Here is a 26,653-nt window from a genome sequence, read left to right as displayed (position 1 = left end):
AGAGCTGCGAACAATTTCCGATTAACTAAGTGATTGAATATAACGAATTAACTACAATCAATTAACAAAATTATGAAAAAAAAATCTAAGAATAATGGGTTTCTATACTCATTGTTCCAAAATGACCTAAAATTGAAACTAACTACTCTACTTCTTTTGGTCGCCATGTTTAATATTAGAGGGAATACTTATGCCCAAAAAACAAAAGTTACTCTTGAACTAAACAATTCAACAATCGAAAAGGTTATTGAGACCATTGAGCAAAAAACCGACTTTAGATTTATTTACAAATTGAACGATATTGACTTAGATCGTACCGTTTCAATTTCTGTAAAAGATCAGTCTATATATGTTGTTTTAGACAAAATTTTTAAAGGAACTCCAACCGAATTTAAAATTCGTGATACACAAATCATCCTTAAAAAACCAGAGCTGAAAACGCAAGTAATCGAATTTCAAAAACAAACCGTTTCTGGTGTCATTACTGATGAAAACGGTCTGCCGCTTCCCGGTGCTTCTGTTATTGAGGAAGGAACAAAAAACGGAATGGTTACTGATTTTGACGGTAAATACAAACTTACTGTAGAAAGCAGCCAGTCAGTAATTATCGTTTCTTTTGTGGGATATAAAGAGAAAAAAGTAACGGCAAATCAAACTGTAATCAATATTCAGCTTTTTCCAGATGCAACTGACTTACAAGAAATTGTAGTTGTTGGTTATGGAACTACAGCCAAAAAAGATGTAACCGGAGCCGTTTCTTCTATTGCAGCAAAAGATATGAATCAGGGTGCGATTGTAAATCCGTTACAATTAATTGCCGGAAAAGCAGCTGGTGTAAATATAACGCAGATAGGGAGCGAGCCGGGTTCAGGACCAAGTGTTCGTATTAGAGGAATTGGCTCTTTAATTGGAGGAAATGATCCTTTGGTAGTTGTAGACGGAATTCAGGGAAACATGGATTTATTAAATCAGGTTCCACCAAGTGAAATTGAAAGTATCGATGTTTTAAAAGATGCTTCTGCAACTGCGGTTTATGGTTCAAGAGGTGCGCCTGGTGTAATCATTGTAACCACTAAGAAAAACAAAGCAGGAAAAACTACGATAGAATATACAGGATCAACTTCTGTTGATTTTATTCCAAAAAAACTGGATATGTTAAGCGCAGACCAATGGTGGGAAACGGGTCAAAAATATGGCGTTCCGGCTTCTGCAAATCATGGTTCAAATACAAACTGGTATGGTCTTTTAACTGAAACCGGAATTACTCAGACTCATACGTTATCATTTGGCGGCGGAACAGATAAATTTAATTACAGAGCTTCTATAACGGCTATTATGCAAAATGGTGTTGTAATTAATTCAAACAATCAAAAATATATTGGACGTATTCAGGCGACACAATTGGCCTTAAACGATAAATTAAAATTGACTTTTAATTTAAATTCAGGAGTAAATAATATTACAAGCAGTATTGGAAGTATTGGTACAATTGCTTATCAGTCCAACCTAATCACAAATGCATTATTAGCAAGACCTACAGATCCTGTTTATAATCCTGATGGAACTTATTTTACAGATCCTGCGGTATTTCATTATCTAAACCCTTATGCAGCTGCGCAAGAAGTTACAAATGAAAGACAAGAAGATAATTTATTTGGAAGTTTAAAAGCTGATTTAGACTTAGGTAAAGGTTTTAGCGCAAACTGGTTTGGAAGCTGGAGAAAAACAAACTATACGGCAGGCTATTATATGCCGGCAGAATCTACAGATTTTAATGCCGTTGAACAGCATGGTTTTGCCAATATCGACAATAAAAAACAAAACGAAAAATTAACCAATTTAAGTCTTACTTATAAAAAAACTTTCGGAATCCACAGTTTTAATGCCTTGGCTTTATACGAATGGCAAAGTCAGACTTATCAAGGTAATTATACTCAGGCAAGAGGTTTTATAAGTGATGAAGCTACTTATAATGCGCTTCAGTTTGGTGATTTATCAAAAGTAAGAACGGGAGATATTAGATCTTATAAAAATGACAGATCATTGGTTTCTTATTTGGGAAGATTAAACTACTCTTTATTAGACCGTTATTTGTTAACGGCGAGTATCAGACGTGACGGTTCATCTGTATTTGGCACCAACAACAAATGGGGGAATTTCCCTTCAGCATCTGTTGCGTGGCAGATAAACAAAGAGCCGTTTATGATGAATCAAACTCTGTTCAGCGAATTAAAACTGCGTGCGGGTTATGGTGAAACAGGAAACCAGCAGGGACTTTACCCGCAGACTTCACTGCCATTAGTTGACAGCGCAGGAAATATTTATTTTGGAGGATCTATCATTACTAATTTTGGTATTTCTCAAAATGCAAATGCTGATTTGAAATGGGAAACCAAAAAACAAACCAATCTTGGACTTGATTTTGCACTTTTAGACAACAGATTAAGAGGAAGCATCGATGTTTACGATTCCAGAACAGATAATCTTTTATTTGATTATACTGTACCTCAGCCTCCATATCCGTATAATAAAATTAAAGCCAACGTAGGAAGCATTTCTAACAAAGGTTTAGAAGTTGCACTTGCTTATGATGTTATTAGAACTGAAAACAGCACGCTGACAATAGCAGGAAATGTCTCTTTTATGAAAAACGAAGTTCTTAATTTAAGCGGAAGCATTAACGGTATTCCTTTAAATACAAATTTTGTAAACTGGGGAGCACCAAACTCATTATTAGTACAAGGAAAACCAATTGGCTCGTTTTATATTTTAGAAAGTACAGGTACAAATGATAATGGCGTCGAAACAGTAAAAGACCGCGATGGAGACGGTAAAATCGATCAGGGAGCTACAAGTGCAGATCGTTATTATGCAGGTTCTGCACTGCCAACGTACACTTTTGCATTTAACCCATCTTACAGATACAAAAACTTCGATGCCTCTATGTTAGTAAGAGGTTCGGGAGGAAATAAAATTTACAACAACCTTAATCAACGATTAAGCATGCTGGAAAACACTGGTAGTTCGAATGTTCTTCAAAGTGCTGTTGACAGAGGAATTTTTTCTTCTCCATACGGATCTGATGCATGGTTAGAAGACGGTTCATTTGTTCGTTTAGAAAATCTTACTGCCGGATATACTTTCCGCTTTACAGATAAATATGTAGACTCTGTACGCCTTTCTCTTACTGGAAATAATTTACTGTTAATTACAGATTATACAGGTGTTGATCCTGAATTAAACATAAGCGGAAGTGGTGACCCTAATGATAATTTTGGCGGCGATAAAGGAATTTATCCTCGTACCAGAAGTATTGCATTTGGTTTGACTGTAAAATTTAAATAGTAGAAGAAATGAAAATTAAAAATATAGTAATAGCAGGAAGCGCATGTTTCCTGACACTTTTCAGCTGTACAGATATCAACGAAAATATATACGACAAATATCAGCCGGACAGCTTTTATGGAACTCCGGAAGGAGCAAATATAGCTCTTGCCAGCGTTTATGCAGAAATTCCGGGAGATTTTGAACGTAAAGGTGTCCCAGGCGTAGGTTATGCAGGAGCAGATAACGGCTGGTATGACATGAACTGTATGTCATCAGATGAACAGGTAATTCCGCATAGAAACGATGGTAACTGGCAGCAGGATTTTGCCCGTTTACACAAACACGAGTGGTTACCTTCAGAATTTATCATCAACAATACCTGGAACTGGTTATATAAAGGTATATTCAATGCCAATTTAGCAGTTGAATTATTGGAAAAAGGAAGTGCAGAACCTTCAAAAATTGCCGAAGCAAAAGTGCTGAGAGCTTTCTTTTATTACTTATTGATTGATGATTTTGGTGATGTTCCTTTTTATACAGACAACAATATTACGGTTGACAAAATCCCACAGTCAAGCCGTAAAGAAGTTTTTGATTTCATTGTAAAAGAACTGACCGAAAATGTAGAATTACTTTCAGTAACAAAAGGCGGTAATTATTATGGAAGATTCAATAAATGGGCTGGTTATACTTTATTAGCAAAAGTATATCTAAATGCCGAAGTATATACAGGAGTGGCAAAATGGAACGAATGTTTAGCAGCTTGTAACAAAGTAGGCGAAGGAGGTTTTTCACTGCATTCTGGCGAAGCAAACGATGCAAGTCCGTTAGGAAATAAATATTATGAATTATTTGGAGACGTACTTCCTGATGATGAAACCATTTTACCAATTTTCGCTACTCTTGATGTTGTTTCTCGTAATGTTTATGCCGTTCGCAGTGTATACGGTCCGCAGGGTACAAATATGTTTGGATTAAGCGGCTGGAATGGAACTATAGTTCCAAAAGATTTCTTTCTGAAATATGCCACAAATGATATTCGAAGAAAACAATTTTTATTTGGAGAACAACCGGGAGGATTTAATTATACACTCGAAGTTGCTTCGTTAGATAATCCGGGAGCAGCACCGCAGGCCGGAGTTCGCAATGTGAAGTTTTATCCGGCAGGTGTAAAAAGCGGCGGAGGAGCTTCAAACGACTTCCCTATTTACAGATATGCTGATGTCATTTTAATGATGGCAGAATGTAACGCACGTTTAGGAAATCCTGCCGCTGCGAAACCTTTTATAGATCAAATCAGACAGCGCGCAGGCTTAGATGCTTTAGACCACAACCCTACTCTTGAAGACATTTATAATGAAAGAGGATTTGAATTAAGCTGGGAAGGCCACAGAAGACAGGATATGATTCGTTTTGACAAATTTTTATTGGCAAACGAATTCAGACCAGCATCACCAGCTTTCAGAAAATTGTTCCCAATTCCAACATCGGCTTTAGATGCAAATCGTGGACTTAAACAAAACCCAGGTTATTAAAAACAAAAACTATTATGAAAAAATATATTAATAAATTATTCGTATTAGGCAGTTTGCTTTTTTTAGCTGCTTCCTGCGAAACAGAAGGACAATTAACAACCTTAGCAACGGTCACTTTTCCTTCTGCAATAGAAGCTTCATCAAGTACAATTGTGCTTAAAGAAGATGTTTCAGACCAGCCGGCCTTACTAATTTCATGGCCAAAAGTAACATATCCTATTAGTGCTCCTGTGAGTTATGCAATACAATTTGATTTAACTACAGACATTAAAGGAAGTGAAGCCTGGCAGAAAGCCAAACGAATTGATGCAGGACAAGATGTTTTAAGCAAATCATTTACAGGTGCTGAATTAAATAAAATTGCAACAGATTTAGGACTAAAACCTGACACGGCAGGAGAATTAGTAATTCGTATCGAATCGACTATGGACCACCGAATTTATTCAGATCCTATTACAATAACAGTTACGCCTTACCTTAAAACTGTTGTTATGGGCGAAATCTATATGCCGGGAAGTTATCAGGGATGGGCTGTAGAAACTGCTGCAACATTAAACGAGATTCAATTGGGAGTCTACCAAGGTTATATGACTTTACCTGAAGGTGCTGGTCCTGGATTTAAATTAAACAAAGGAAGAAACTGGGCGCAATTCTTTGGAGCAGGTGACACAAATGCTGATTTAAGAAACATGAGCGACACTGATTTTACACTTCCGGGAGCAGGTTCTTATCAAATAAAAGTAAATTTAAATACTTTAAAATGGAGCCCAACACCGTATTCATGGGGAATTGTTGGAACTTCTCAAGCCGGAGGCTGGGATAACAGCACGCCTATGAGCTACGATCATCAAACTAAAACATGGAAAATTACGACCAATTTAGTAACAGGAGCGTTAAAGTTTAGACTAAACAATAGCTGGACTATCAATTACGGGCCGGCAGACCCTTCTACAAATACCATTAATCTAGATAATGGAGGTGCTTATGACATCCCGGAAGCGGGAGTTTACGAAGTAACTTTCAAGATTGATGAAGTTGATCCTGTAAGCAATGGATACCCTGCAACAGCAACTTGTACCATTGTTAAAAAATAATCTAACATGTAATAAGCTAGATTAGTTTGAGTGATACCTGCCTTTTTTGAGCGAAAGGCAGGCTATCTTAAACTAAAAAAATACTGGACTTATTCAAAAAACTGAAAAATATGAAATTCAATACAAACATAATTTATACCCTTTTGCTGGCATTAGCGTTTGTTTCGTGCAGTTCATCAGACAGCGATCCAACACCGCCATCTCCATACACACAATATGGAGCTCCATTTGAAAAAATGCCAAATAAAGAAGACGCCATTATCTATCAGGTTAATATTCGCGCTTTTAGTCAGGCAGGAACCTTAAAAGGAGTTCAGGAAAGATTAACACAGATTCAGGAATTAGGTGCCAATGTTGTTTACTTAATGCCTATTTATCCTGTTGGAAAATTAAAAGCCACTGGTGAATTAGGTTCTCCTTATGCCGTTCAGGATTATAAAGCAGTAAATCCTGATTTTGGAACGTTACAAGATCTTCAGACTTTAGTAGAAGAAGCGCATAAAAAAAACATGGCTGTAGTACTGGATTGGGTTGCCAATCATACAGCATGGGATAATACATGGATTACACAACATCCCGACTGGTATTTAAAAGATGCAGACGGAAACATTACAATTCCGCCTGGTACGAATTATAATGATGTTGCACAGCTAAATTTTGATAATACTGAAATGAAAGCTGCCATGATCGATGCCATGTCATACTGGGTTTATAATGCCAACATTGATGGGTTTAGATGTGATTATGCAGATTTTGTTGCACCGGGATTTTGGACAGAAGCCATTACAAAATTAAGAAGCATTAAAAAAACACAAAAAATATTAATGCTTGCAGAAGGTTCTAAAGTAAGCCATTTTGTTTCCGGTTTTGATTATACTTTTGGATTTAATTTCTTTAGTACTTTAGAAAAAGTTTTTAAAGAAAATCAATCTGTTACTACTTTGCAATCTTCAAATTCTACTGAATATGCAAATACTTATAGTTCTGAAAACAGAGTTGTAAGATATACGACCAACCACGACGTAAACCTATCTGACGGAACGCCTTTGGAACTTTTTGGAGGTAAAAAAGGTTCTGTTGCCACTTTTGTTGTGGCTGCGTATTTAAAATCAATTCCAATGATTTACAACGGTCAGGAAATTGGCTACAACAAAAGATTAAATTATTTTGCTAAAACTCCAATCGATTGGTCAACCGCAGATAACGACATGTTAGCTGAATACAAAAAAATCATTGCGTTTAGAAATACCAGTAACGCTCTTAAAAAAGGAGAATTTACAGGATACAGCAGTGATGCCGTTAGTGCTTTTACGATGGTTAAAGATTCTGAAAAAGTATTTGTACTTTCTAATTTAACTGATTCAACTGTAAAACAGCTTATTCCAACGACATTAAAAGGAACATGGAAAGATGCCTTTACCGGAGCTTCTGTAACAGTTGGTGCAGATGTAACCTTACAGCCTTTTCAATATTTAGTGTTGAAAAATTAATACCTAAAGCAACTTTAAAACCTAAATTTGCACAAAACTAAATAAACATGAATTTTCAATCCCACAAATCATTGCTTCAAATGCGTTTGAGCAAAAAAACGGCGCTATTATTTTTTGTATTCCTAAGCACATTTTGGCTTCAGGCACAAGAAATAACTTCGCCAGACAAAAATCTTTCTTTAAAATTTGAATTAAAAGAAGGCGGTATTCCGTCTTATCAGCTTTCATATAAACAGAAACCCGTTATTAAACCAAGTACATTAGGTTTAGAACTAAAAAATAATGCTTCGTTTATGGATGGTTTTACCATTACAAATACGGCACAAACTTCTGTTGATGAAAATTGGAATCCTGTTTTAGGGGAAGAAAAAACAATTCGCAATCATTATAACGAATTGGTTGTCACTTTAGCACAAGCGAAAAACAACAATAGATTTATCCGTCTTCGTTTTCGTTTATTCAACGACGGATTGGGATTTAGATATGAATTTCCAAAACAAAATGACCTGAATTATTTTGTAATTAAAGAAGAACGCACTGAATTTCAATTGGCTGGAAATCATAAAATTTTCTGGATTCCAGGAGATTATGATACCAACGAATATGCGTATACAACATCGAAGATTTCAGAGATTCCTTCGTTAATGAAAAAAGCAACTATCGAAATAAATGCACAGCAGCCAATAAAAGAACTTTCTGTACAAACGCCTTCGATGATGAAATCTGATGATGGATTGTACATCAATATTCACGAAGCAGGATTAATTAATTATCCGGCAATGTATCTTGAAGTTGATGCTAAAACCAATAAAATGGTAAGTCATTTGGCACCAGATGCTGTTGGAAATAAAGGTTATATGCAGACTGATGCGCAAACTCCTTGGAGAACTATTGTAGTAAGCGATAAAGCCACAGATATTTTGGCTTCTAAACTTATTCTCAATTTGAATGACCCAACTTCATACAAAGATGTTTCCTGGATTAAACCTGTAAAATACATCGGAATTTGGTGGGAATATTTCGTAGCCGGAAGAAGTACGTGGGCTTTTGGAAAAGAAAACAACGTTAAAATGACGGATGATTTCACCAAATTAACTCCAAACGGAAAACACGGCGCTACAACAGAACGTGCTAAAGAATACATTGATTTTGCTTCAAAAAATGGTTTTGATGCGATTTTGATCGAAGGCTGGAACATTGGCTGGGAAGACTGGATTGGCAATTGGAAAGAAGATGTTTTTGATTATGTAACGGCTTACCCAGATTTTGATGTAAAAGCAGTTCATGCTTATGCCGATTCAAAAGGTGTCAAAATTATTATGCACCACGAAACTTCTGGATCGGCTACGAATTACGAACGTCGTTTGGATCGTGCTTTTCAATTTATGAATGATAACGGTTATGATGCCGTAAAAACAGGTTATGTAGGACAGATTATTCCGCGAGGCGAACACCACGACGGACAATGGATGGTCAACCATTACATTAACGTTGCGAAACGTGCTGCCGATTATAAAATTATGGTTAACAGTCACGAAGCCGTTCGTCCAACGGGATTACACAGAACTTTTCCAAACTGGATTGCTCAGGAATCAGCGCGCGGTACTGAGTTCGAATCTATGGGAGGATTAGCTCCGGATCATACTACAATTTTGCCATTTACCCGTTTAATGGGAGGTCCAATGGATTATACACCGGGAATTTTCCAAACCGATCTTTCGTATTACGGAACAGGAAGTTCACAACGAGTAAATACGACTTTAGTAAAACAATTGGCTTATTATGTTACCATGTACAGTCCGTTGCAAATGGCTGCAGATATTCCTGGAAATTATGAGCGTTTTCCAGATGCATTTCAGTTCATTAAAGATGTGGCTGTAGATTGGGATAACAGTTATATTCTGGAAGCAGAACCTGGAGATTATATCACGATTGCAAGAAAAGCAAAAGGTAAAAACGAATGGTTTATTGGCGGAATTACAGATGAAAATGCAAGAACTGCCAACATTTCATTTGATTATTTACCTGCAGGAAAAAGCTTTATTGCCACTATTTACGCCGATGCTAAAGAAGCAGACTGGAAGCAAAATCCGCAGAAATATACTGTTACTAAAGTTGTTGTAAACTCAAAAAGCAAACTGAAGCAATATTTAGCTCCGGGTGGCGGTGCTGCCATCAGCATCAAAGAAGGAACTGCTTCAGATTTAAAAGGATTGAAAAAATTATAGATTAACAAGTTTTTTTAGCCACGAAATCACGAATTTTCAAATTAAGATTTTTACATAAATACTTAATTCGTGAATTCGTGGCGGAAAAACTATGCTCATTTATAAGCAAAATTAAAACTTACTATTGAAAACTATTAACCACAAAATGTTTGTCGAATTTAAATACAATGCGAGTGAGAATGAATTTTAGTTAGAAATGCCGACAAGCATGCAAAAACTATTATTATGAAAATCAACATTACCCCTAAGTTATTTCATTTTACGAAAACACTATTTTGTTTTCTATTATTATTTGCAGGTTCAATTTACGCACAAGATCCCGCTCAGTACGGAACACCCTTTGCAGGCGTGCCTGATACGCGAGATATCAATATGTATCAGGTGCATATTCGTCCGTTTAGTGCCAACGGAAATTTAGCCGGAGTAACCGCCCGATTAGACAATATAAAAGCACTCGGCACCAATGTTATTTACTTAATGCCGATTTTTCCTCATGGAACAGATTCTCGAAGTTCCCCTTCGCCTTATTGCATTAAAGATTTTAAAGCTGTTGGATCTGAATATGGTTCCCTTTCCGATTTAAGAACTTTAGTTGACGGCGCTCACAATCGCGGAATGGCAGTTATTCTGGACATTGCCATCAACGGAACTTCTTGGGATCATGGCTGGACTGTTTCTCATCCTGAATATTACAAACGAACCGGAACAACGATTCAACAATTAGGAAACTTCTCAGATATTGCGGCATTAGATCTTAACAATTCAGCTACAAGAGCAGCTATAAAAGATGCCATGCGTTACTGGATTTTTGCTGCCAATATTGATGGTTATCGCTGTGATTATGCTAATAATCCACCTCTTGATTTTTGGTCAGAAGTCAATTCAAACCTTAGAAGTATATCATCTCATAATTTATTGATGTTAGCCGAAGGAGACAGACAAGAAAACTTTCAGGTTGGTTTTGACATGAATTATGGTGACAGATGGTTTCACAGCGGTTTATACGATATTGCTAATGGAGGCCCTGTTTCTCAAAGACTTCAGGATCAATCTACTTATGAATATGCTAAAGCGACAGGAAATCAGCAAATCGTTCGATACACTGGAAACCACGATACTTATACGAATGATGACGGAGTAAGAAGACCATTCGTAGCTTTTAAAAACCATAACGGAATTGTTGCCAACTTTCTCGTTTCTGCTTATATGAAAGGTGTTCCTTTCCTGATGAGCGGACAGGAAATTGATTACGAACCCAAAACCGACTGGCCTTGGCAAAACTTCAAATTCAATTGGTCGCAAAACCCAAACGCTGCCGCCGATTTCGCTAAAATTCTAAATTTCAGAACACAAAGCGCAGCTATACGTCGTGGTGATTTAACAACTTATGCAAACGACGATATCAGTATTTTTACCAAAACATTAGGTTCAGAAAAAGTAATCGTAATGTCGAATTTAAGAAATGCTTCTAAGTCATATGTAATTCCGGCAGCTTTGGCAGGAACTTATGTAAATCCGTATAACAATAATGCTTCGGTGACTTTAACTGCGGGTTCAACACGAAATTTTGCTGCTTACGAATATTTGGTTTTAACTAATACTAATGCACCAGTTATTGCCGTTACAGGAGTTTCTGTGAGTCCAACAACTGCAACAGTTGGTTTAGGAACAACACAACAATTAAACGCAACAATTGCTCCGGCAAATGCAACCAACCAAAACGTTACATGGACTTCTAGCAACACATCTGTTGCAACTGTAAATGCATCGGGATTAGTTAGTGCAGTTGCTGCAGGAACGGCAACCATAACTATAAAAACAGTTGACGGAAACAAAACTGCAACTTCTGCTATTACTGTTTCAACGATTCCGGTATCTTCTGTAGCCGTTTCACCAACTTCTGCAAGTTTGTACGCAGGAAATACGCAACAGCTCACAGCAACAATTTCACCAACAAATGCAACAAACAAAAACGTAACTTGGACATCTAGCAATACTGCAATTGCAACTGTAAATTCCGCTGGATTGGTAACCGCTGTTGCTGCTGGAAGTGCAACTATTACGGCGACAACACAAGACGGAAACAAAACCTCCTCGGCAGCAATAAATGTTAATCCAAACACTAGTTTTACGGTTAATTTCTATAAACCATCGAATTGGGGAACGGGAATCAAAATCTATTATTGGAGTGCTTTACCAACCGGAGTTTTGGCAGATGCATCTTGGCCGGGCGTAAACATGACCAATTCTGGAAATGGCTGGTACAGCTATACATTTACAAATGTAACCTCAACCAATTTAATCTTCAACGACGGAACGAGCCAAACGGCTGATTTAAGCCGAAATAAAACAGGCTGGTACATGAATGGCACTTGGTACGATTCTAACCCAGGAACTGGTATTGCGGTTACAAGTGTGAGTTTAAGTCCATCTACAGCACCATTGAATGTTGGCGGGACTCAACAGCTTACTCCAACAATTCTTCCTTCAAACGCTACTAATAAATCGGTAACATACAGTTCAAATAATACTGCTGTTGCCACTGTAAATACTTCAGGGTTAATTACCGCTGTCGCGAATGGAACAGCAACAATTACCGTTTCGACTGTTGACGGAAACAAAACAAGTACTTGTGTCGTAACCGTTTCTACAACACAAACCGGAGGTTCGTATATTACTATAAAAAACAGATGGACCGGAGCTTATCTATATGATGCTGGAACTAATGTGGGATACGGAACAACAGTTTCCGGGAACAGTTACAAATGGCAGAAAATTGCAATTGACGCCACTTATTTTGTATTGAAAAATGCAGCAACAGGCGAATTAATAAATATCGAAAATCAAACAGGAACCGTTCAATGTAATATTACAGATACTACTTTCTGGAGTGCGCAATGGTCCAGCGATTATATCGACGGAACGTGGACAAGACTTAGAAACAGATGGCAGACAGGAAATATTATTCATGTAGAAAACCAAACAGGCTCTGCCCAATACGGAAATTCGCAAGACGGCTGGTACAGCGCACAATGGCAGTTAGAACCAACAACTGTTGGAACTTCTAAAATGGCATTAAATATTGATGAATCTTCTGCAACAGAAAAAACAATTAGCATTTATCCAAATCCTTCAATAAATAATGAATTTAATGTGATTTTGCCAGAATTAGAAAACGGAGATTCAGCTGTAATTTCTGTTTCAGACATGAACGGAAGAACGGTTTTAACAGAAAATCTTTCAACTTCAGGAAAAATCGATCATCATTTAGCTTCAGGAATTTATATTGTAAATATTGTTTCTAAAGATTTAAAAACGACTAAAAAACTAATTGTTAGATAATCTGGTTTAAAATTCGAAAATAAAAGGCGTATGAAAAATTTCATACGCCTTTTTTATTTAGATTAAGCTTTCGATTTTGAATAAATCTTATTGTCCAAAATTAATTATTCAAACGGCTTTTTAACAATTCAACAAATAACTCAGGATTGGATATTAATAAATAGTAAACGGTAAACAATGTGTCTCCGGTTTTGCTGTAAACTGCAATCTCCCCGTCAGAAGGAAATGTTACTGATTGAATATCTGAAAAAAAGTAATCTTTTCCTTTAAAGTTTATTTTTTCAGAATTGACTGTAACAATTTCTTTAAATCCTTTTAGCATATCGGTGGCCTTAAGTGCCGTAATTTTATTTTTCAAAATATCATTATCCGATGACATATTAAATGTTACTTCCTTTCCGCTTTCTAACATATTTTGCAATATTGGCAGACGGTTTAGCAGATAAGCATCTTTAAATCTGTAAATTAATTCATTAGCTTCTTTAATACCTGCACCAATGATGTACCACTCTTCATTTTCGTTTTTACGAAAAGCAAGATGCTCGACATAATATCCTCTTCCAAGATAGAAAGTTCTTTGTTCTGTTATATCTTTTAACTGAATTGCTCTTTCTGTGCGAGTTTTATTTTCGATAATAATTATAGCATCATCCGTTAATTTAAAAGAAGGCTGATCTGAAAGTTGTCTGCCCCGATAAAATAAAAAAGCGCCAAGTCCAATACACAAAAGCGGAAGTAATCTAAACTGTGAAGTTTCAGGATTATTGAAGCCTAATTTTAGTATTAACCATAAAGCTGCCACACCTACTATAAAAAGTAAAACTATTGCTGCTTTTGCGATTGTGTTGTATAATGAATCTGCTTTATATATTTTATTTGCTTTAATAGAAGTACTCATTTTTGTTTTTTATTAGAAGTTATGCTAAAAGAATAATCACGACTATCTGCAATTCACTATTTCAAGCTTTTTAAAATCAGCAATCGACATAGTATCTGGATGAAAAGTATCAAATTGATTACCCAGATGGTTGTCTTCTACAATATTCATAATATCTTCAGAAACATCTCTTATCTGATATCCTTTGTAATATTTTATTGAATCATTGCTTACTGTAACAATTTGTATGAGTTTACTCTTTGTGTGATTCTTTTTTAAGAAATCAATGTCACCCTTAGTGTCATCTACACCAACCTGATATATTTTTCCAGGCGCAGCATCTTGTTCACTACACATTACAATACGATTCTGTTCAACTTCTTTTTTATGCTGCTTCTGCCAATATGTAAAGCCATATGATAATAAAATAACAACAAGACCTGTAAACAGCCAAATTGGCGGCATTGGTTTTTGCTTTTTATATAAAGCTTCATATTTAGGAGACATGGATTCACTGTCTGTCGTATAGCCGCAGTTTTTACATGATGTAGTGGCAAATCGCGACCAAGGTAAAAATGGTATCCAAAAAACGTGCAAATACTCTTGAAAAAACTGTATCGCAGTCGAACCTGTTTTTCCACAAGATTCGCATTCAATTTCTAATCCGTCTTTAGACTTTGTTTTAATCGTTTTATAACCGTAAATAACCATGAGATTGTTGTTTTAGTTGAAATAAAAAATTTTCAATTTATAGATATCCATCCAACCATTTATAAACTATTCGTTTACAATCAATCAGACATTTTCGTAACGCATTGAAAATATTTTGTAAATATCCCTTTAGTTTGAATACTTTTTTACCCCTAACCGTTTTTAAAACAACATTAAAAGACAATCTTTATTAAGACCGAAATATATTTAAGAAGATTCTATATTAAAAAGAATAATTCAAAGCAAAACCAAAATCATTTGATGATGATATTTCATTTTTTATTATAACCGGTTTAAATGCAAGCTTTTCGTCGACATTAAACTGCGATAGAGCCGCATCGATATTAGCATCAATAATGTTTAAAATATAAAAACCAACCATAAATAAAGCAGATAAATCTCTGTTTCTTTGAAACACTTTTTGAGCCGCAATTAATCTGCTTTCATCTAATTTAGCTATACTTGGATTTTCACTTATGTTTCCTCCAAGTCTGTTTTTATATTCGTTTCGGTACAAATTATACTTTTTTTGATTGTCAACAAACAAATAAGCACTTGTACCTATTGCACCATAAACTAAAGGAACTTTCCAATATTTTTTATTGTAAGCCTGTCCTAATCCTGGCAGAATTGCTGAATAAAATGATGCTTTTGCCGGTCGAAGCGGATCTATTGCTTCTAATGAAAGTGTGTCTTTTGAAAGGATTTTGGTTTTTTCCTGAGCGAAAATTGAAGTTAAACCAAAAAATAGAAATAGAAGAATGAATTGATTCTGCATATAAAGCTGGCTTTGAAAATTTGATTTCAAAGAAAACTTTTTAGTTCTAAGGTTTTTCCTAAATAAAAGGTAAATAAAACTTAATTTTTTAAAAACTTTTAGTTACTAATTCCTCGAATTTTCACAAATTTTTATTAACGATTATTATTATAAATAAAATTTTCTACTACTGAAACAACTCAAAAGTACTTTTTATTGACTTCACAATTTCGAAAGTCTATAATAAACCATAATTAATCATTTTTATTAAACTTTATCTTTAAAAGTAAAAAAAAACCTACCAAAATAAACAAAATAATTATATTTGTTTTTTTGATAACCAACAATTTTTAAATTAATGATTAAAAACTTGATTTTAACATTCCTGATTTTATTCGGATATTCTTCTTACGCCCAAAACAAATTTGCCCTAAATTATTTTTATGAAATGGATGATTATAACGGACAATTTGTAAAAATTGAATATAATCTAAAAAATGACAGTATTACTGGAACAGCAAAATTCTACCGTTACCGAACTCTGGAATTTATCAAAGAAGAAAAGATTTTTAACAATGCGGTCGATGTTGCATCAAAGCTGGATTTGGTAACCAGAATAAAAAAAGGAATAAAGAATCAAGATATTATTTTATTTGATACTAAAAATGCAGAGTTTGAAACTTGGTTTGAAAATGAAAAGAAAAAATACAAATCCTATTTTTTATTTATTCTCAACGGAAAAAAATATTACTGCTTTGATATACTTCGCCATGTTTCAACTAATTGGAGTTCTGAAACATCATCTGATTTAAAAAATGCTCTTTTGAAATGGTCTAATCCCAGAAAGTATTTGGCAAGACAAAAATATGAAAGAGAAGAAGATTCTATTGCAAAAATCAATAAAGCAACAATAACGAAAAAACCAAAATTACTTGTAAATACAAATCCTAAAGCTTTTAAAAAAATATTCATTAGTCAGTTATCTGAATTTGAAAATAAGACAAGAGTGGAAATTAAGTTAACGATTGATAACAAAGGAATTCGAACCAAAGAAATTATTTCAAATAAAGGAACCCAAACAAAAATCGATACCATTGCCAATTTTGATGTTTTAAAAAATGAATTAAATGAATTAGTTACAAAAGAAAAAATTATATTACAGCGACCTTCTTGGGTTCGATCACTTCCAGCTGTAGGCGGAACTGATGGATATATTGAAATACAAATGGTTGATAATATTTTAGATCATCAGGATGATAAAGTAGAATTTGTTTTTAGCTGGAGAGCCAATAACATTTACACTGAAGACAAAAAGCTTATTTATAATACTAAAATTGAAAAATCGTCAGTTGAATTTTTAGAAAATCTAATTTATAAATAATTGAATTTACAATTCTTAAGTAAACACAGAATTTAAATAAGAACCAAACATAATAATGAAACAATTACTTATTTACTCTTTTTTATTTACATTTTTAATATCCTGTAAACAGGAACCTGAAAAGAAGAAAACATTGCCCAAAAAACATACTGAAAAAATAAATGAGGCTAAAAAAGTAATCCCGATTTCAACAGTTGAAACAGAAGTATTAAAAAAATTAATGCACGAAAATCTGAAAAACTATGGTGAATGGTCGGTAGGTCTTAAAGAATATCCGTATGAATTATCATTTAGAGATGAAGCAGGAAACAGATCGTACATTTATTATTCTATTTTTACTTCTGATGATTTAAATGATGATGGAATAACGGATTATATCGTACGAGCTAGTTCTGATGGAATGTCTGGTTCAGATCTTATGTTTGTTATTATGGAAGATAATTTAAACATCAAAGAAAAAAAAGAAATTTTAGAGTATGCCCCATTTTCATATAATAATTTAGATGAATTTAAATATAAAGCAAAGAAACTAACGTGTTCTGCTATGAAAAATTTTAGAGCATATAATAATAACGACGGACCTTATGATAGTATAAAACTAGAATTTACATATCAAAATGGCAATCTATATGAAGGCTCTTATTTATCTAAATGTAAATTAGCTTCTCTGGAAAACAAAACCATTTTTAATGATATATCAAACATTTCTAGAAGAGAGAGAAATCTCGAAATGCACAATTATACTGAAACTATCAGTGAAACTTACAGAACAAAAGACACTCTTATTCACGCAGATTTATCAGGCTGTGACAATCCTTTATTACAATTAGAAATAACAATTCCCGCATTAATCAGTGAACTCAATGAAGTTGATTTTTTTAAAGATAAAACAGTTTCATTACTTGAGTTTTTAGCCAAGAATACACAATTTGCTAATAACATCAATCCGATAATTAAATATTACAGCGAGAATAAACTGAAGACCCAAAAAGAAATTACTGTTGACAATAATTTAGTATTTACAGTATATGCTGATAAAGAACGATATGATAAAAAACTAAAGCAATTGTCCATGAGTATTAATATCGAAAGACGCTATAATCCAAAACAAGTGGAAAACTGGGAAATAACAGCCAGAAAGAAATAGTGTAAAAAAAACTGCTCTATAAAAATTTTCATAGAGCAGTTTTTTTTAATTCTTGAAGGTTTTTAATATCTATTCCTCAAACAATTCCATCAGTTCCAAAGCCCGTTTAATAGACTTCACATTTTCAAAAGTCAACAATAAACGTAAGCCATTTACAGTTTGTTTTTCTTTCATTTTGCAAAGATTACTGTGCTTTTGAACAAAGTTTAAAACATTTCTAAACTTCACAGACTGGTAATAATCAGATTGTTGATCTGAAACAAAATAACCAATCATTTTGCCTTGTTTTAAGACCAATTTCTCGATTCCGACTTTTGTTGCGATCCATTTTATTCTGATGCTGTTTAATAAAGCCGTGGCTTGTTTTGGAAGTGGTCCGAAACGGTCAATTAATTTTTTCTCGAATTCTTGTAAACCAGCTTCGTCTTTTATCGCTCCTAATTCGTTATATAAAACCAAACGCTCTGAAACGTTATTGATATATTCATCCGGGAATAATAATTCGAAATCGGCATCGATTTGAATGTCTTTTACGTATTCTTTTGTATCAATATCATTTTCTTCCGGATACAAATCTTTGAATTCGTTTTCCTTCAATTCTTCAATCGCTTCATTCATGATTTTTTGGTAGGTATCAAATCCAATTTCATTAATGAAACCGCTTTGTTCTCCGCCTAATAAATCTCCTGCGCCACGAATCTCCAAATCTTTCATCGCAATGTTGAAACCGCTTCCTAATTCGCTGAATTGTTCCAGCGCCTGAATACGTTTTCTGGCATCTTCGGTCATTGACGAATACGGAGGACAAATGAAATAACAGAATGCCTTTTTATTGCTTCGACCAACGCGACCGCGCATTTGATGCAGATCTGATAATCCGAAATTATTGGCGTTGTTGATGAAAATCGTGTTGGCATTTGGAACGTCTAATCCGCTTTCGATGATTGTGGTTGCCACCAAAACATCAAAATCTCCGTTCATAAAACCAAGCATCAATTCTTCCAATTTCGCGCCGTCCATTTGTCCGTGGCCGATTCCGACTCTTGCATTTGGAACCAAACGCTGAATCATTCCTGCGACTTCTTTTATATTTTCGATTCGGTTATTGATAAAGAAAACCTGTCCGTTTCGTTGAATTTCATATGAAATCGCATCACGAATAATTTCTTCATTAAAAGTAACCACATTCGTTTCAATCGGATAACGATTTGGCGGAGGCGTTGTGATTACCGATAAATCTCGCGCCGCCATTAATGAAAACTGTAAAGTTCTCGGAATCGGTGTTGCTGTCAATGTCAGTGTATCGACATTCGCAGCAATCGTTTTAAGTTTATCTTTTACGTTTACACCAAACTTTTGCTCTTCATCGACAATCAATAAACCAAGGTCTTTAAAAACTACATTTTTGTTTACCAATTGATGCGTTCCAATAACGATATCCAGTTTTCCTTCGGCTAAATCTTTTAAGGTTTGCGTTTTTTGTTTTGCTGTTCTAAATCGGTTTAAGTAACCTATTGAAACCGGCATATCTTTTAAACGTTCTGAGAAAGTTCTATAATGCTGATACGCCAAAATTGTGGTCGGAACCAAAACCGCAACCTGTTTACTGTTGTCAACGGCTTTAAAAGCGGCACGTATAGCAACTTCCGTTTTACCAAAACCAACGTCACCACAAACCAAACGATCCATTGGGCGATCGCTTTCCATATCGGCTTTTACTTCTGCCGTCGATTTCATTTGATCTGGCGTATCTTCATAAATAAACGAACTTTCTAATTCGTTCTGTAGATAACTGTCAGGCGCAAACTGAAAACCTTTTTCTAATCGTCGTTTTGCATACAATTGAATCAAGTTGAATGCAATATGCTTAACACGTGCTTTTGTTTTCTGTTTCAGAACCTTCCAGGCGTTCGAACCTAATTTGTATATTTTTGGAGGCGTTCCGTCTTTTCCGTTATATTTTGAGATTTTATGAAGCGAGTGAATGCTCACATACACAATATCATTATCAGCATAAACCAACTTTATGGCTTCCTGCGTTTTTCCTTCAACCTGAATTTTCTGCAAGCCGCCAAACTTCCCAATTCCGTGATCAATGTGCGTTACATAATCGCCCACAGAAAGTGCCGTTAATTCTTTTAAAGTGATATTCTGCTTTTTAGAATAGCCGTTTTTGATGTTGAATTTATGATAACGCTCAAAAATCTGGTGATCTGTATAAGCTGTTATTTGATTTTCTTCATCAACAAAACCTTGGTACAAAGGCAATACAATGGTATGATATTGTTTGCGGATATTTTCTGAATTGGCTTCATCCAAGCTTTCAAAAATATCGTGAAAACGTTTCGCCTGAGTTTCATTCGAACAAAACAGATAATTTACGTATCCGTTAAAATGATTATCGCTTAGATTATTCAGCAATAAATCAAATTGTTTGTTGAACGATGGCTGAGGCTGAATATGAAATTCGAATTTCTTAGTGGTTTTATAAACTGGCCTTGAAGCCAATTCTACAACAGAAAAATCTAACGAACGCTTTATAAAAGAAGCCTGATTTAAAAATAATTGTTCCGGTGCGGCGTGTTTTATTTCTTTCGAAAGTTTCTCAAAAGCTTCTTCTGCTCTGGCAAATTGTTTGTCTAATTGAGAAAAAAGTCCTTCGGTATTCTGGATAAAAAGAACAGTTTTTTCGGCAATATAATCTAAAAAGCTTTCACGATTTTCCTGAAACAATTTGTTTTCTACATTTGGGATAATCGCGATTTTTTTATGTGTTTCTACGGATAATTGTGTCTCAACATCAAAGGTTCTGATGCTGTCGACTTCATTTCCAAAAAATTCAATTCGGTACGGATGATCGTTTGAAAAAGAAAACACATCGACAATTCCTCCACGAACAGAAAATTCTCCCGGTTCTGTAATGAAATCTACTCTTTTAAATTCATATTCGAACAAAACTTCGTTGATAAAATCTATCGAAATTTTATCGTTTAAAGCGACTTTTAAAGTGTTTTTATCGAGTTCTCTTCTGGTAACTACTTTTTCAAAAAGTGCTTCCGGATAGGTAACAATTACGGCTGGTTTTTTTCTTGAATTAATTCTATTTAAAACCTCAGCACGAAGCAATACGTTGGCATTATCAGTTTCATCGATTTGATACGGACGACGAAATGAAGCAGGATAAAACAATACGTCCTGCTCTCCAATCATCTGCTCTAAATCGTTTAAATAATAAGCAGCTTCTTCTTTATTGTCTAAAACAATCAGAAATGGCAGTTCGGTTTTTTTGAAAACAGAACGGATAATAAATGAAACAGCAGATCCTAACAATCCGCTGATATTCATTTTTACCTGATTTCCTTCCAGTAAGCTCGAAGCAATCTGCTGTGCTTTTGGCAGATTATCGTATATAGTATATAATGCGTTTTTACTCAACTCTTGGTATATTTGGGTCTATTGGTACTGATGATGCGTTTGGAATCGCACGCGTTGTGTCTAACATTCTAAGAAAATCTTCTTCGCCCTGCTCTTTTGGAATCTTACTTCGCTCTACAATTTTATCCATTTGTCTTTCCAGAGAAACTAATTCTTTGTTGATTTCTCCAATTAAAAAAGCCACTTTATCATCTGGAATCTGACTTAAATGAATAAACAAATCCATCATTTTAATTTTAGTTATTAAAACAGATATTCTGCTTTTAATTGCAGGCTGATCAAATTGAGAAGGAATACTGTTATTCAGCGCCATTGCTTTTTTTGAAATGGCAGTAGATTTTTTTTGAAACGCTCCAATTGTCTTTCTTGGTTTATCACCAATTTCTTTTATAAAATCGCGCCATTCAGCCCATGTTTTTATATTTTCTTCTGAAACCTCATTTATAGGCTCATCAATAAAAATCCATGCTTTGTTTATATTGTTAAAAATCTTAGCATTCTTTTTAGCTTCTTTCGCATTTTCAGCAAGACGTTTTTCGTTCTCATTCTGACACGATTGAATAACAAAAATTAAGATTAAAAACAGCGCAGCTTTATATTTCATTTCATAAAATGTTAGACCGCAAAGTTACGAAGTAAATTTACAATTACGAATTCTGATTTTTGCTAAAGATTCTATAAATCAGTCGTGTGTTTTTGTCTCTTTTTACAGCTGGATTGTATCTGAGAAATTTAACCGCAAAGCACACAAAGATTTTTAAATTAAGAAGTTTATAAAAATACTAAGTTCGCAAAAGTTATATGTTGAAACAGCTTTGCGAACTTTGTGTTTCTAACCATAATGCAAATAAAATCTTTGCGCGCTTTGCGGTTAAATATATTAAATGATATCCTGTTATTAATTTTTCAATTCGAGAATAATCCAACAAACAATCTTTATAATTATTAATTTTATAATTTAATGTTATAAAAATACGGGATATTTGCGAAAACGTTATATTTGCAATACTAAATCTAAAGAAATGAACCCAAAAATATTAATCATTGGCGCCTGTGGCCAAATTGGAACAGAGCTGACTCAAAAACTTCGTAAACTATACGGAACCGAAAATGTAATTGCATCTGATATTCGAAAATTAAATACTGATGTTGTAAATTCCGGACCTTTTGAAGTAGTTAACGCTTTAGATTTTAACCAAATCGAACATTTAGTTGAAGTTCATAAAATTACCGATGTGTATTTAATGGCGGCACTTTTGTCTGCAACTGCCGAAAAAAATCCTGCATTTGCATGGGATTTAAATATGAATTCGCTTTTTCATGTTTTGAATTTAGCAAAAGCCAAAAAGATTCAGAAGATTTTCTGGCCTTCGAGTATTGCCGTTTTTGGACCTACAACTCCAAAAGAAAACACGCCTCAATATACGATTATGGAACCTTCAACGGTTTACGGAATCAGTAAACAATCAGGAGAAAGATGGTGCGAATATTATCATAATATTTACGGTGTTGATGTTCGCAGTATTCGTTATCCAGGTTTAATAAGCTGGTCTACGCCTCCGGGCGGCGGAACTACAGATTATGCAGTTGATATTTTCTACAAGGCTATTGCCGATAAAAAATACCAATGCTTTTTATCTTCTGAAACCAAAATGCCAATGATGTATATGGATGACGCGATCGACGCAACAATCAATATTATGCAGGCACCAGCTGAGGAAATTAAAATTCATTCTTCATACAATTTAGCAGCTATGAGTTTTACTCCAACTGAGATTGCTGCTGAAATCAAAAAACATATTCCAGATTTTGAGATTACTTATAATCCAGATTTCCGTCAGAAAATTGCGGACAGTTGGCCAGCGAGTATTGATGATTCTTCTGCAAGAGAAGATTGGGGATGGAATCATAAATTTGATTTGGAATCTATGACAAAAGATATGATTGAGCACTTAAGTTAAAATCTCAAAGTCTTTATAATTTAAAAAAGCAGTTATTTTATAGTAACTGCTTTTTTTATGAAAATATATTTCTGCAAATAAAAACAATTGTTCTATTTTCTTACATTTGGTTTGCTTTTGATTTCAAAAGTCATTCAATACTAATTATAAAACACCACAAAAAATAACCACATGACAAATTCATTTCAACCCATTCAGGAAAATAAAAGAACTGCAATTGTTGACATTTTAAGAGGCTGGGCGTTATTGGGAGTCGTAATTGGTAATTATGTTGATTTCAGATACATTGGAATGGAAAAATGGATTATGAAAAAAGGCATTTTTTCTCAAGTAATAAGTTATACCAATCTATATATTTTTTCGGCCAAATCCTGGACTTTGTTAAGCATTTTATTTGGGTATGGATTTGCTGTTCTAATCAATAATGTTGCAGAAAAAGGTAAAAATCCTGTTCTCTTTTTTACCTGGAGAATGTTTATACTTTTTATTCTTGCTTTTATAAATTCGGCATTTTGGCTTGGCGATATTTTAAAAGATTATGCTTTTTTGGGTTTATTGCTTTTATTATTTTACAAAAGCTCTCCAAAAACAATTTTAAGAAACTCTATAGCACTACTTTTATGTGTTCCGTTTCTTATGGCGTACATTAATACAATAAAACAGACCTTGCCAAATGTACAATCGACTGCGACTTATTTAAAATTATTTTATTCTGGAAATTGGATTGATTTGTTTCAATTTAATTTGCTTGGCACTTATTATCAGGAAATGATTAGTCTTCCCTACGCTGTTACGGTTCATGTTGTTATGTTTGCTTTAATGCTTTTTGGTTTTTATCTGCAAAAAATCAACTTTTTTAATCGCTTGCCTGAATTCAAAAAATTATTGAAAAAGATAATTATCGTCACATTCATTTTAGCGATAGCTTCTGGTGTTCTTTTTGAAATTGCTATTCATTACAAAATAAAATTCCCTTATTTCCATCCTGTTTTCTGGATCATCATAAATACAATGCTATTTATTGCATCTGGAATTTCATTGCTTTATACAAATGGAAAACTGAAAACTCTTTTTGAATATTTCAGAGTAAGCGGCAAAATCACCTTGACCAATTATATGATGCAAAATATTCTCGCTGCCTTTCTTTTTTCTGGAATTGGACTGAAAATTTATAATAATCTGCCGTATTGGTTTTATTTTTTCCTTGCCATTTCAGTATTTATAATTCAGTTATTTATTAGTAAATGGTGGCTTTCTAAATTCAATTACGGCCCTATTGAATGGCTTTGGAGAGTATTGAGTTACAGAAAAATGTTTCCTTTTAAAAAAGAAACTGCACAGCACAGTGTTGAGAAAGAAATTACACCGCTGACATAAATCATAAAAAAAGCCCTTAAAAATATTCTCAAGGGCTTTTCTTTAAAAATTTGTTTTTGATTATTTCACTTCAAAAACGTTATTGGCTTGTTTTACATCTGCCATTAATCCGCTTGGATCGATAGTGATTTTTTTGATTGACGTTTTGTTTTTATCAATTGTAAAACTATAGTTTTGCTGTGCCCAAGCCCAGTCATCCAAAACGGTTCTTTTTTCGTTAGGATTTGGATTTGGTTTGATGAAATTCATCATTCTTAAAGGAATGTAGAATGTTTCTGAAGTTCCGTCAGTATAATCTACTTTTAAATCTATAGGCATTGGCATTCTTCCGATTCTTTCTAAAGAAACAGTCGTTTTTCCTGCGTTATCAGCCACATCTTTAATTCCGTAATCAATTGTATTTGTTGTTTGTGCCCAATCTGTTAAATACCAGTCTAACTCAGCTCCTGAAACTCTTTCTGCACTTCTTTTTATGTCATTTGGAGTTGGATGCTTGAATTTAAAATCGTTGAAATATCTTTTTAAAGTAGCATCAACATTTTCTTTTCCAATTACATATTCTAATTGCGAAAGGAAAAGGCTTCCTTTAATGTAAGAAGAAATACTATACGGACGGTTTTCGTCGTAACGATCTCCGTGAGTTGTCTGTGGCTGTTCTTTACCCGAATTTACCAAACTGTAATAAGCATTGTAATTTCCTTTAAACGGATTTACTTCTTTTTTATCGCCTTTTAATTCATTTAAAGCACTGTCTTCAATATAAGTTGTAAAACCTTCGTCCATCCAAGGGTGTTTAGACTCATTTGAAGCTAAAATGTGCTGGAACCAAGAGTGTCCTAATTCGTGAGTTGCTGTTCCCAGAATTCCTTCAAGAGTTCCGTTACCAAGCATTAAAGTACACATTGCATATTCCATTCCGCCGTCGCCGCCTTGAATAAATGAATATTGTTTGTACGGATACTGACCTACTCTATGATTGTAATAATCCATAACTTTTACCATTAACGGCTCTAACTGTTTCCAGTTTGCAGTTGTTTTTTCGTTGTTTTTGTAGAAGAAATGCAAATCTACATCGTTTGGTCCTTTTACAATATCATGTGTATATTCTTTATCTGCAGCCCATGTAAAATCATGTACATTTGGCGCGATGAAATGCCATGTAAGTGTTTTTGCTTTTTTTGGATACGTAACCGTTACACCAGCATCTTCGTAACCGTGACCAATTGAATTTTTGTCTTGTAAATATCCTGAACCTCCAATTGTGTAATCTTTATCGATTGTAATTTTTACATCAAAATTACCCCAAACACCGTGAAATTCTCTCGCAATGTACGGATCTGCGTGCCATCCTTCGAAATCAAATTCGGCTAATTTTGGATACCATTGTGACATAGAAAGCTCTACTCCTTCAGAATTGTTTCTTCCAGAACGACGAATCTGAACGGGAACCTGACCATCAAAATCTAATGTAAAAGTAGTTTTTGAATTTGGTAAAATTGGTTTTGCTAAAGTTACTTCAAGAATAGTTCCTGAAACTCTTGTTTGTGTCGTAACTCCGTCTTGTTTAAAATCAGAGATTTTTAGAAATCCAATTTCATTTGGTTTTAAAGTTTCAATTCGGCTTTGCTTAATATCTTTTCCATCGGCACCTTTTATTTTATTCACCATTCTTCCGTCAGGATCTTTTATAAAGTGCAGACGTGCATCCATTTCACTTCCAGGCTGAAATGCATTTGGAAACAAATGATAAAATACTTTTCTCAACGTATCAGGAGAATTATTGGTATAAACCAATTCTTGTTTTCCTTTGTACTGATAGTTTTTTACATCCATCGAAACCTCCATTTTGTAGTCGGCGTGTTGCTGCCAATACGGAGCGCTTTGTGCAAATGCTGAGCTGAAACCCATGCTCAGGAATGAAAGTAAAATAATTTTTCGCATGTTTATATGTAATAGAAAATGGAAGAGCTTACGCCCTTCCATTGGATTAA

The 26,653-nt window shown here is 34.4% G+C and carries 16 protein-coding genes; 10 read left to right on the top strand and 6 right to left on the bottom strand.

Going from position 1 to position 26,653, the window contains the following annotated elements; all coding sequences use genetic code 11:
• Window positions 1-132 precede the first annotated feature (132 nt).
• The 6 genes from ABD859_RS06450 to ABD859_RS06425 all read left to right on the top strand — a co-directional run bounded on the left by ABD859_RS06450 (window position 133) and on the right by ABD859_RS06425 (window position 13,016).
• On the top strand, window positions 133-3,345 hold the full coding sequence (locus ABD859_RS06450; RefSeq protein WP_345141825.1) for a TonB-dependent receptor: 3,213 nt from the start codon (window positions 133-135) through the stop codon (window positions 3,343-3,345).
• 8 nt (window positions 3,346-3,353) lie between these two features.
• Window positions 3,354-4,862 carry a RagB/SusD family nutrient uptake outer membrane protein gene (locus ABD859_RS06445; protein ID WP_345141823.1) on the top strand — a complete coding sequence of 503 codons (1,509 nt, stop codon included), beginning with the start codon at window positions 3,354-3,356 and terminating at the stop codon, window positions 4,860-4,862.
• 14 nt (window positions 4,863-4,876) lie between these two features.
• Window positions 4,877-5,956 carry a SusE domain-containing protein gene (locus ABD859_RS06440; protein WP_345141820.1) on the top strand — a complete coding sequence of 360 codons (1,080 nt, stop codon included), beginning with the start codon at window positions 4,877-4,879 and terminating at the stop codon, window positions 5,954-5,956.
• 110 nt (window positions 5,957-6,066) lie between these two features.
• Complete coding sequence (locus ABD859_RS06435) at window positions 6,067-7,446, top strand: alpha-amylase family glycosyl hydrolase (protein ID WP_345141817.1); 1,380 nt, start codon at window positions 6,067-6,069, stop codon at window positions 7,444-7,446.
• A gap of 80 nt (window positions 7,447-7,526) precedes the next feature.
• Window positions 7,527-9,674, top strand: a complete 2,148-nt coding sequence (locus ABD859_RS06430) for a glycoside hydrolase family 97 protein (RefSeq protein WP_345143874.1) — start codon at window positions 7,527-7,529, stop codon at window positions 9,672-9,674.
• A 225-nt stretch (window positions 9,675-9,899) separates the two neighbouring features.
• The gene (locus ABD859_RS06425; protein ID WP_345141814.1) at window positions 9,900-13,016 is read left to right on the top strand and encodes an Ig-like domain-containing protein; all 3,117 of its coding nucleotides are present in this window, start codon (window positions 9,900-9,902) and stop codon (window positions 13,014-13,016) included.
• Window positions 13,017-13,116: 100 nt separating this feature from the next.
• On the opposite strand, the gene ABD859_RS06420 is transcribed toward ABD859_RS06425, so the two are convergent.
• The 3 genes from ABD859_RS06420 to ABD859_RS06410 form a co-directional block, all read right to left on the bottom strand.
• Window positions 13,117-13,914, bottom strand: coding sequence for a hypothetical protein (locus tag ABD859_RS06420; protein ID WP_345141811.1), 798 nt, complete (start codon window positions 13,912-13,914; stop codon window positions 13,117-13,119).
• 42 nt (window positions 13,915-13,956) lie between these two features.
• Window positions 13,957-14,604, bottom strand: a complete 648-nt coding sequence (locus ABD859_RS06415) for a hypothetical protein (protein WP_345141809.1) — start codon at window positions 14,602-14,604, stop codon at window positions 13,957-13,959.
• Between the two features lie 223 nt (window positions 14,605-14,827).
• Window positions 14,828-15,382 carry a DUF5683 domain-containing protein gene (locus tag ABD859_RS06410; RefSeq protein ID WP_345141807.1) on the bottom strand — a complete coding sequence of 185 codons (555 nt, stop codon included), beginning with the start codon at window positions 15,380-15,382 and terminating at the stop codon, window positions 14,828-14,830.
• 337 nt (window positions 15,383-15,719) lie between these two features.
• Between ABD859_RS06410 and ABD859_RS06405 the strand changes: the two genes are divergently transcribed.
• Both ABD859_RS06405 and ABD859_RS06400 read left to right on the top strand, forming a co-directional pair.
• Entirely contained in the window at window positions 15,720-16,742 is a 1,023-nt protein-coding gene (locus ABD859_RS06405) for a hypothetical protein (RefSeq protein WP_345141804.1), read from the top strand.
• Between the two features lie 55 nt (window positions 16,743-16,797).
• Complete coding sequence (locus ABD859_RS06400) at window positions 16,798-17,889, top strand: hypothetical protein (protein WP_345141801.1); 1,092 nt, start codon at window positions 16,798-16,800, stop codon at window positions 17,887-17,889.
• Window positions 17,890-17,958: 69 nt separating this feature from the next.
• On the opposite strand, the gene mfd is transcribed toward ABD859_RS06400, so the two are convergent.
• Together mfd and ABD859_RS06390 are read right to left on the bottom strand one after the other, a co-directional pair.
• Entirely contained in the window at window positions 17,959-21,324 is a 3,366-nt protein-coding gene (mfd, locus tag ABD859_RS06395; protein WP_345141798.1) for a transcription-repair coupling factor, read from the bottom strand.
• Window positions 21,317-21,928 (bottom strand): hypothetical protein, encoded by a 612-nt coding sequence (locus ABD859_RS06390; protein ID WP_345141795.1) that lies wholly within the window; start codon window positions 21,926-21,928, stop codon window positions 21,317-21,319. Before ABD859_RS06390 ends, mfd begins: the two co-directional genes overlap by 8 nt.
• 418 nt (window positions 21,929-22,346) lie before the next feature.
• Here ABD859_RS06390 and ABD859_RS06385 point away from each other — a divergent pair, with 418 nt between their 5' ends.
• Window positions 22,347-23,285 (top strand): L-threonine 3-dehydrogenase, encoded by a 939-nt coding sequence (locus tag ABD859_RS06385; RefSeq protein ID WP_345141793.1) that lies wholly within the window; start codon window positions 22,347-22,349, stop codon window positions 23,283-23,285.
• 171 nt (window positions 23,286-23,456) lie between these two features.
• On the top strand, window positions 23,457-24,662 hold the full coding sequence (locus tag ABD859_RS06380; protein WP_345141790.1) for a DUF418 domain-containing protein: 1,206 nt from the start codon (window positions 23,457-23,459) through the stop codon (window positions 24,660-24,662).
• Between the two features lie 60 nt (window positions 24,663-24,722).
• On the opposite strand, the gene ABD859_RS06375 is transcribed toward ABD859_RS06380, so the two are convergent.
• On the bottom strand, window positions 24,723-26,603 hold the full coding sequence (locus tag ABD859_RS06375) for a M1 family metallopeptidase (RefSeq protein ID WP_345141787.1): 1,881 nt from the start codon (window positions 26,601-26,603) through the stop codon (window positions 24,723-24,725).
• Window positions 26,604-26,653 lie beyond the last annotated feature (50 nt).

Source organism: Flavobacterium ginsengiterrae (assembly GCF_039539785.1).
Taxonomy (GTDB): domain Bacteria; phylum Bacteroidota; class Bacteroidia; order Flavobacteriales; family Flavobacteriaceae; genus Flavobacterium; species Flavobacterium ginsengiterrae.
Note: the sequence above shows the minus strand (reverse complement) of the source record. Positions and strands in the feature narration are given on the sequence as shown.

Excerpts from the sequence above, each read along its gene's own strand:
- ABD859_RS06415 (WP_345141809.1), bottom strand. The coding sequence starts at position 14,604 with ATGGTTATTTACGGTTATAAAACGATTAAAACAAAGTCTAAAGACGGA.
- ABD859_RS06380 (WP_345141790.1), top strand. The coding sequence starts at position 23,457 with ATGACAAATTCATTTCAACCCATTCAGGAAAATAAAAGAACTGCAATT.
- ABD859_RS06385 (WP_345141793.1), top strand. The coding sequence starts at position 22,347 with ATGAACCCAAAAATATTAATCATTGGCGCCTGTGGCCAAATTGGAACA.
- ABD859_RS06390 (WP_345141795.1), bottom strand. The coding sequence starts at position 21,928 with ATGAAATATAAAGCTGCGCTGTTTTTAATCTTAATTTTTGTTATTCAA.
- ABD859_RS06425 (WP_345141814.1), top strand. The coding sequence starts at position 9,900 with ATGAAAATCAACATTACCCCTAAGTTATTTCATTTTACGAAAACACTA.
- ABD859_RS06445 (WP_345141823.1), top strand. The coding sequence starts at position 3,354 with ATGAAAATTAAAAATATAGTAATAGCAGGAAGCGCATGTTTCCTGACA.
- ABD859_RS06400 (WP_345141801.1), top strand. The coding sequence starts at position 16,798 with ATGAAACAATTACTTATTTACTCTTTTTTATTTACATTTTTAATATCC.
- ABD859_RS06435 (WP_345141817.1), top strand. The coding sequence starts at position 6,067 with ATGAAATTCAATACAAACATAATTTATACCCTTTTGCTGGCATTAGCG.
- ABD859_RS06420 (WP_345141811.1), bottom strand. The coding sequence starts at position 13,914 with ATGAGTACTTCTATTAAAGCAAATAAAATATATAAAGCAGATTCATTA.
- ABD859_RS06410 (WP_345141807.1), bottom strand. The coding sequence starts at position 15,382 with ATGCAGAATCAATTCATTCTTCTATTTCTATTTTTTGGTTTAACTTCA.
- ABD859_RS06440 (WP_345141820.1), top strand. The coding sequence starts at position 4,877 with ATGAAAAAATATATTAATAAATTATTCGTATTAGGCAGTTTGCTTTTT.
- ABD859_RS06430 (WP_345143874.1), top strand. The coding sequence starts at position 7,527 with ATGCGTTTGAGCAAAAAAACGGCGCTATTATTTTTTGTATTCCTAAGC.
- ABD859_RS06375 (WP_345141787.1), bottom strand. The coding sequence starts at position 26,603 with ATGCGAAAAATTATTTTACTTTCATTCCTGAGCATGGGTTTCAGCTCA.
- ABD859_RS06405 (WP_345141804.1), top strand. The coding sequence starts at position 15,720 with ATGATTAAAAACTTGATTTTAACATTCCTGATTTTATTCGGATATTCT.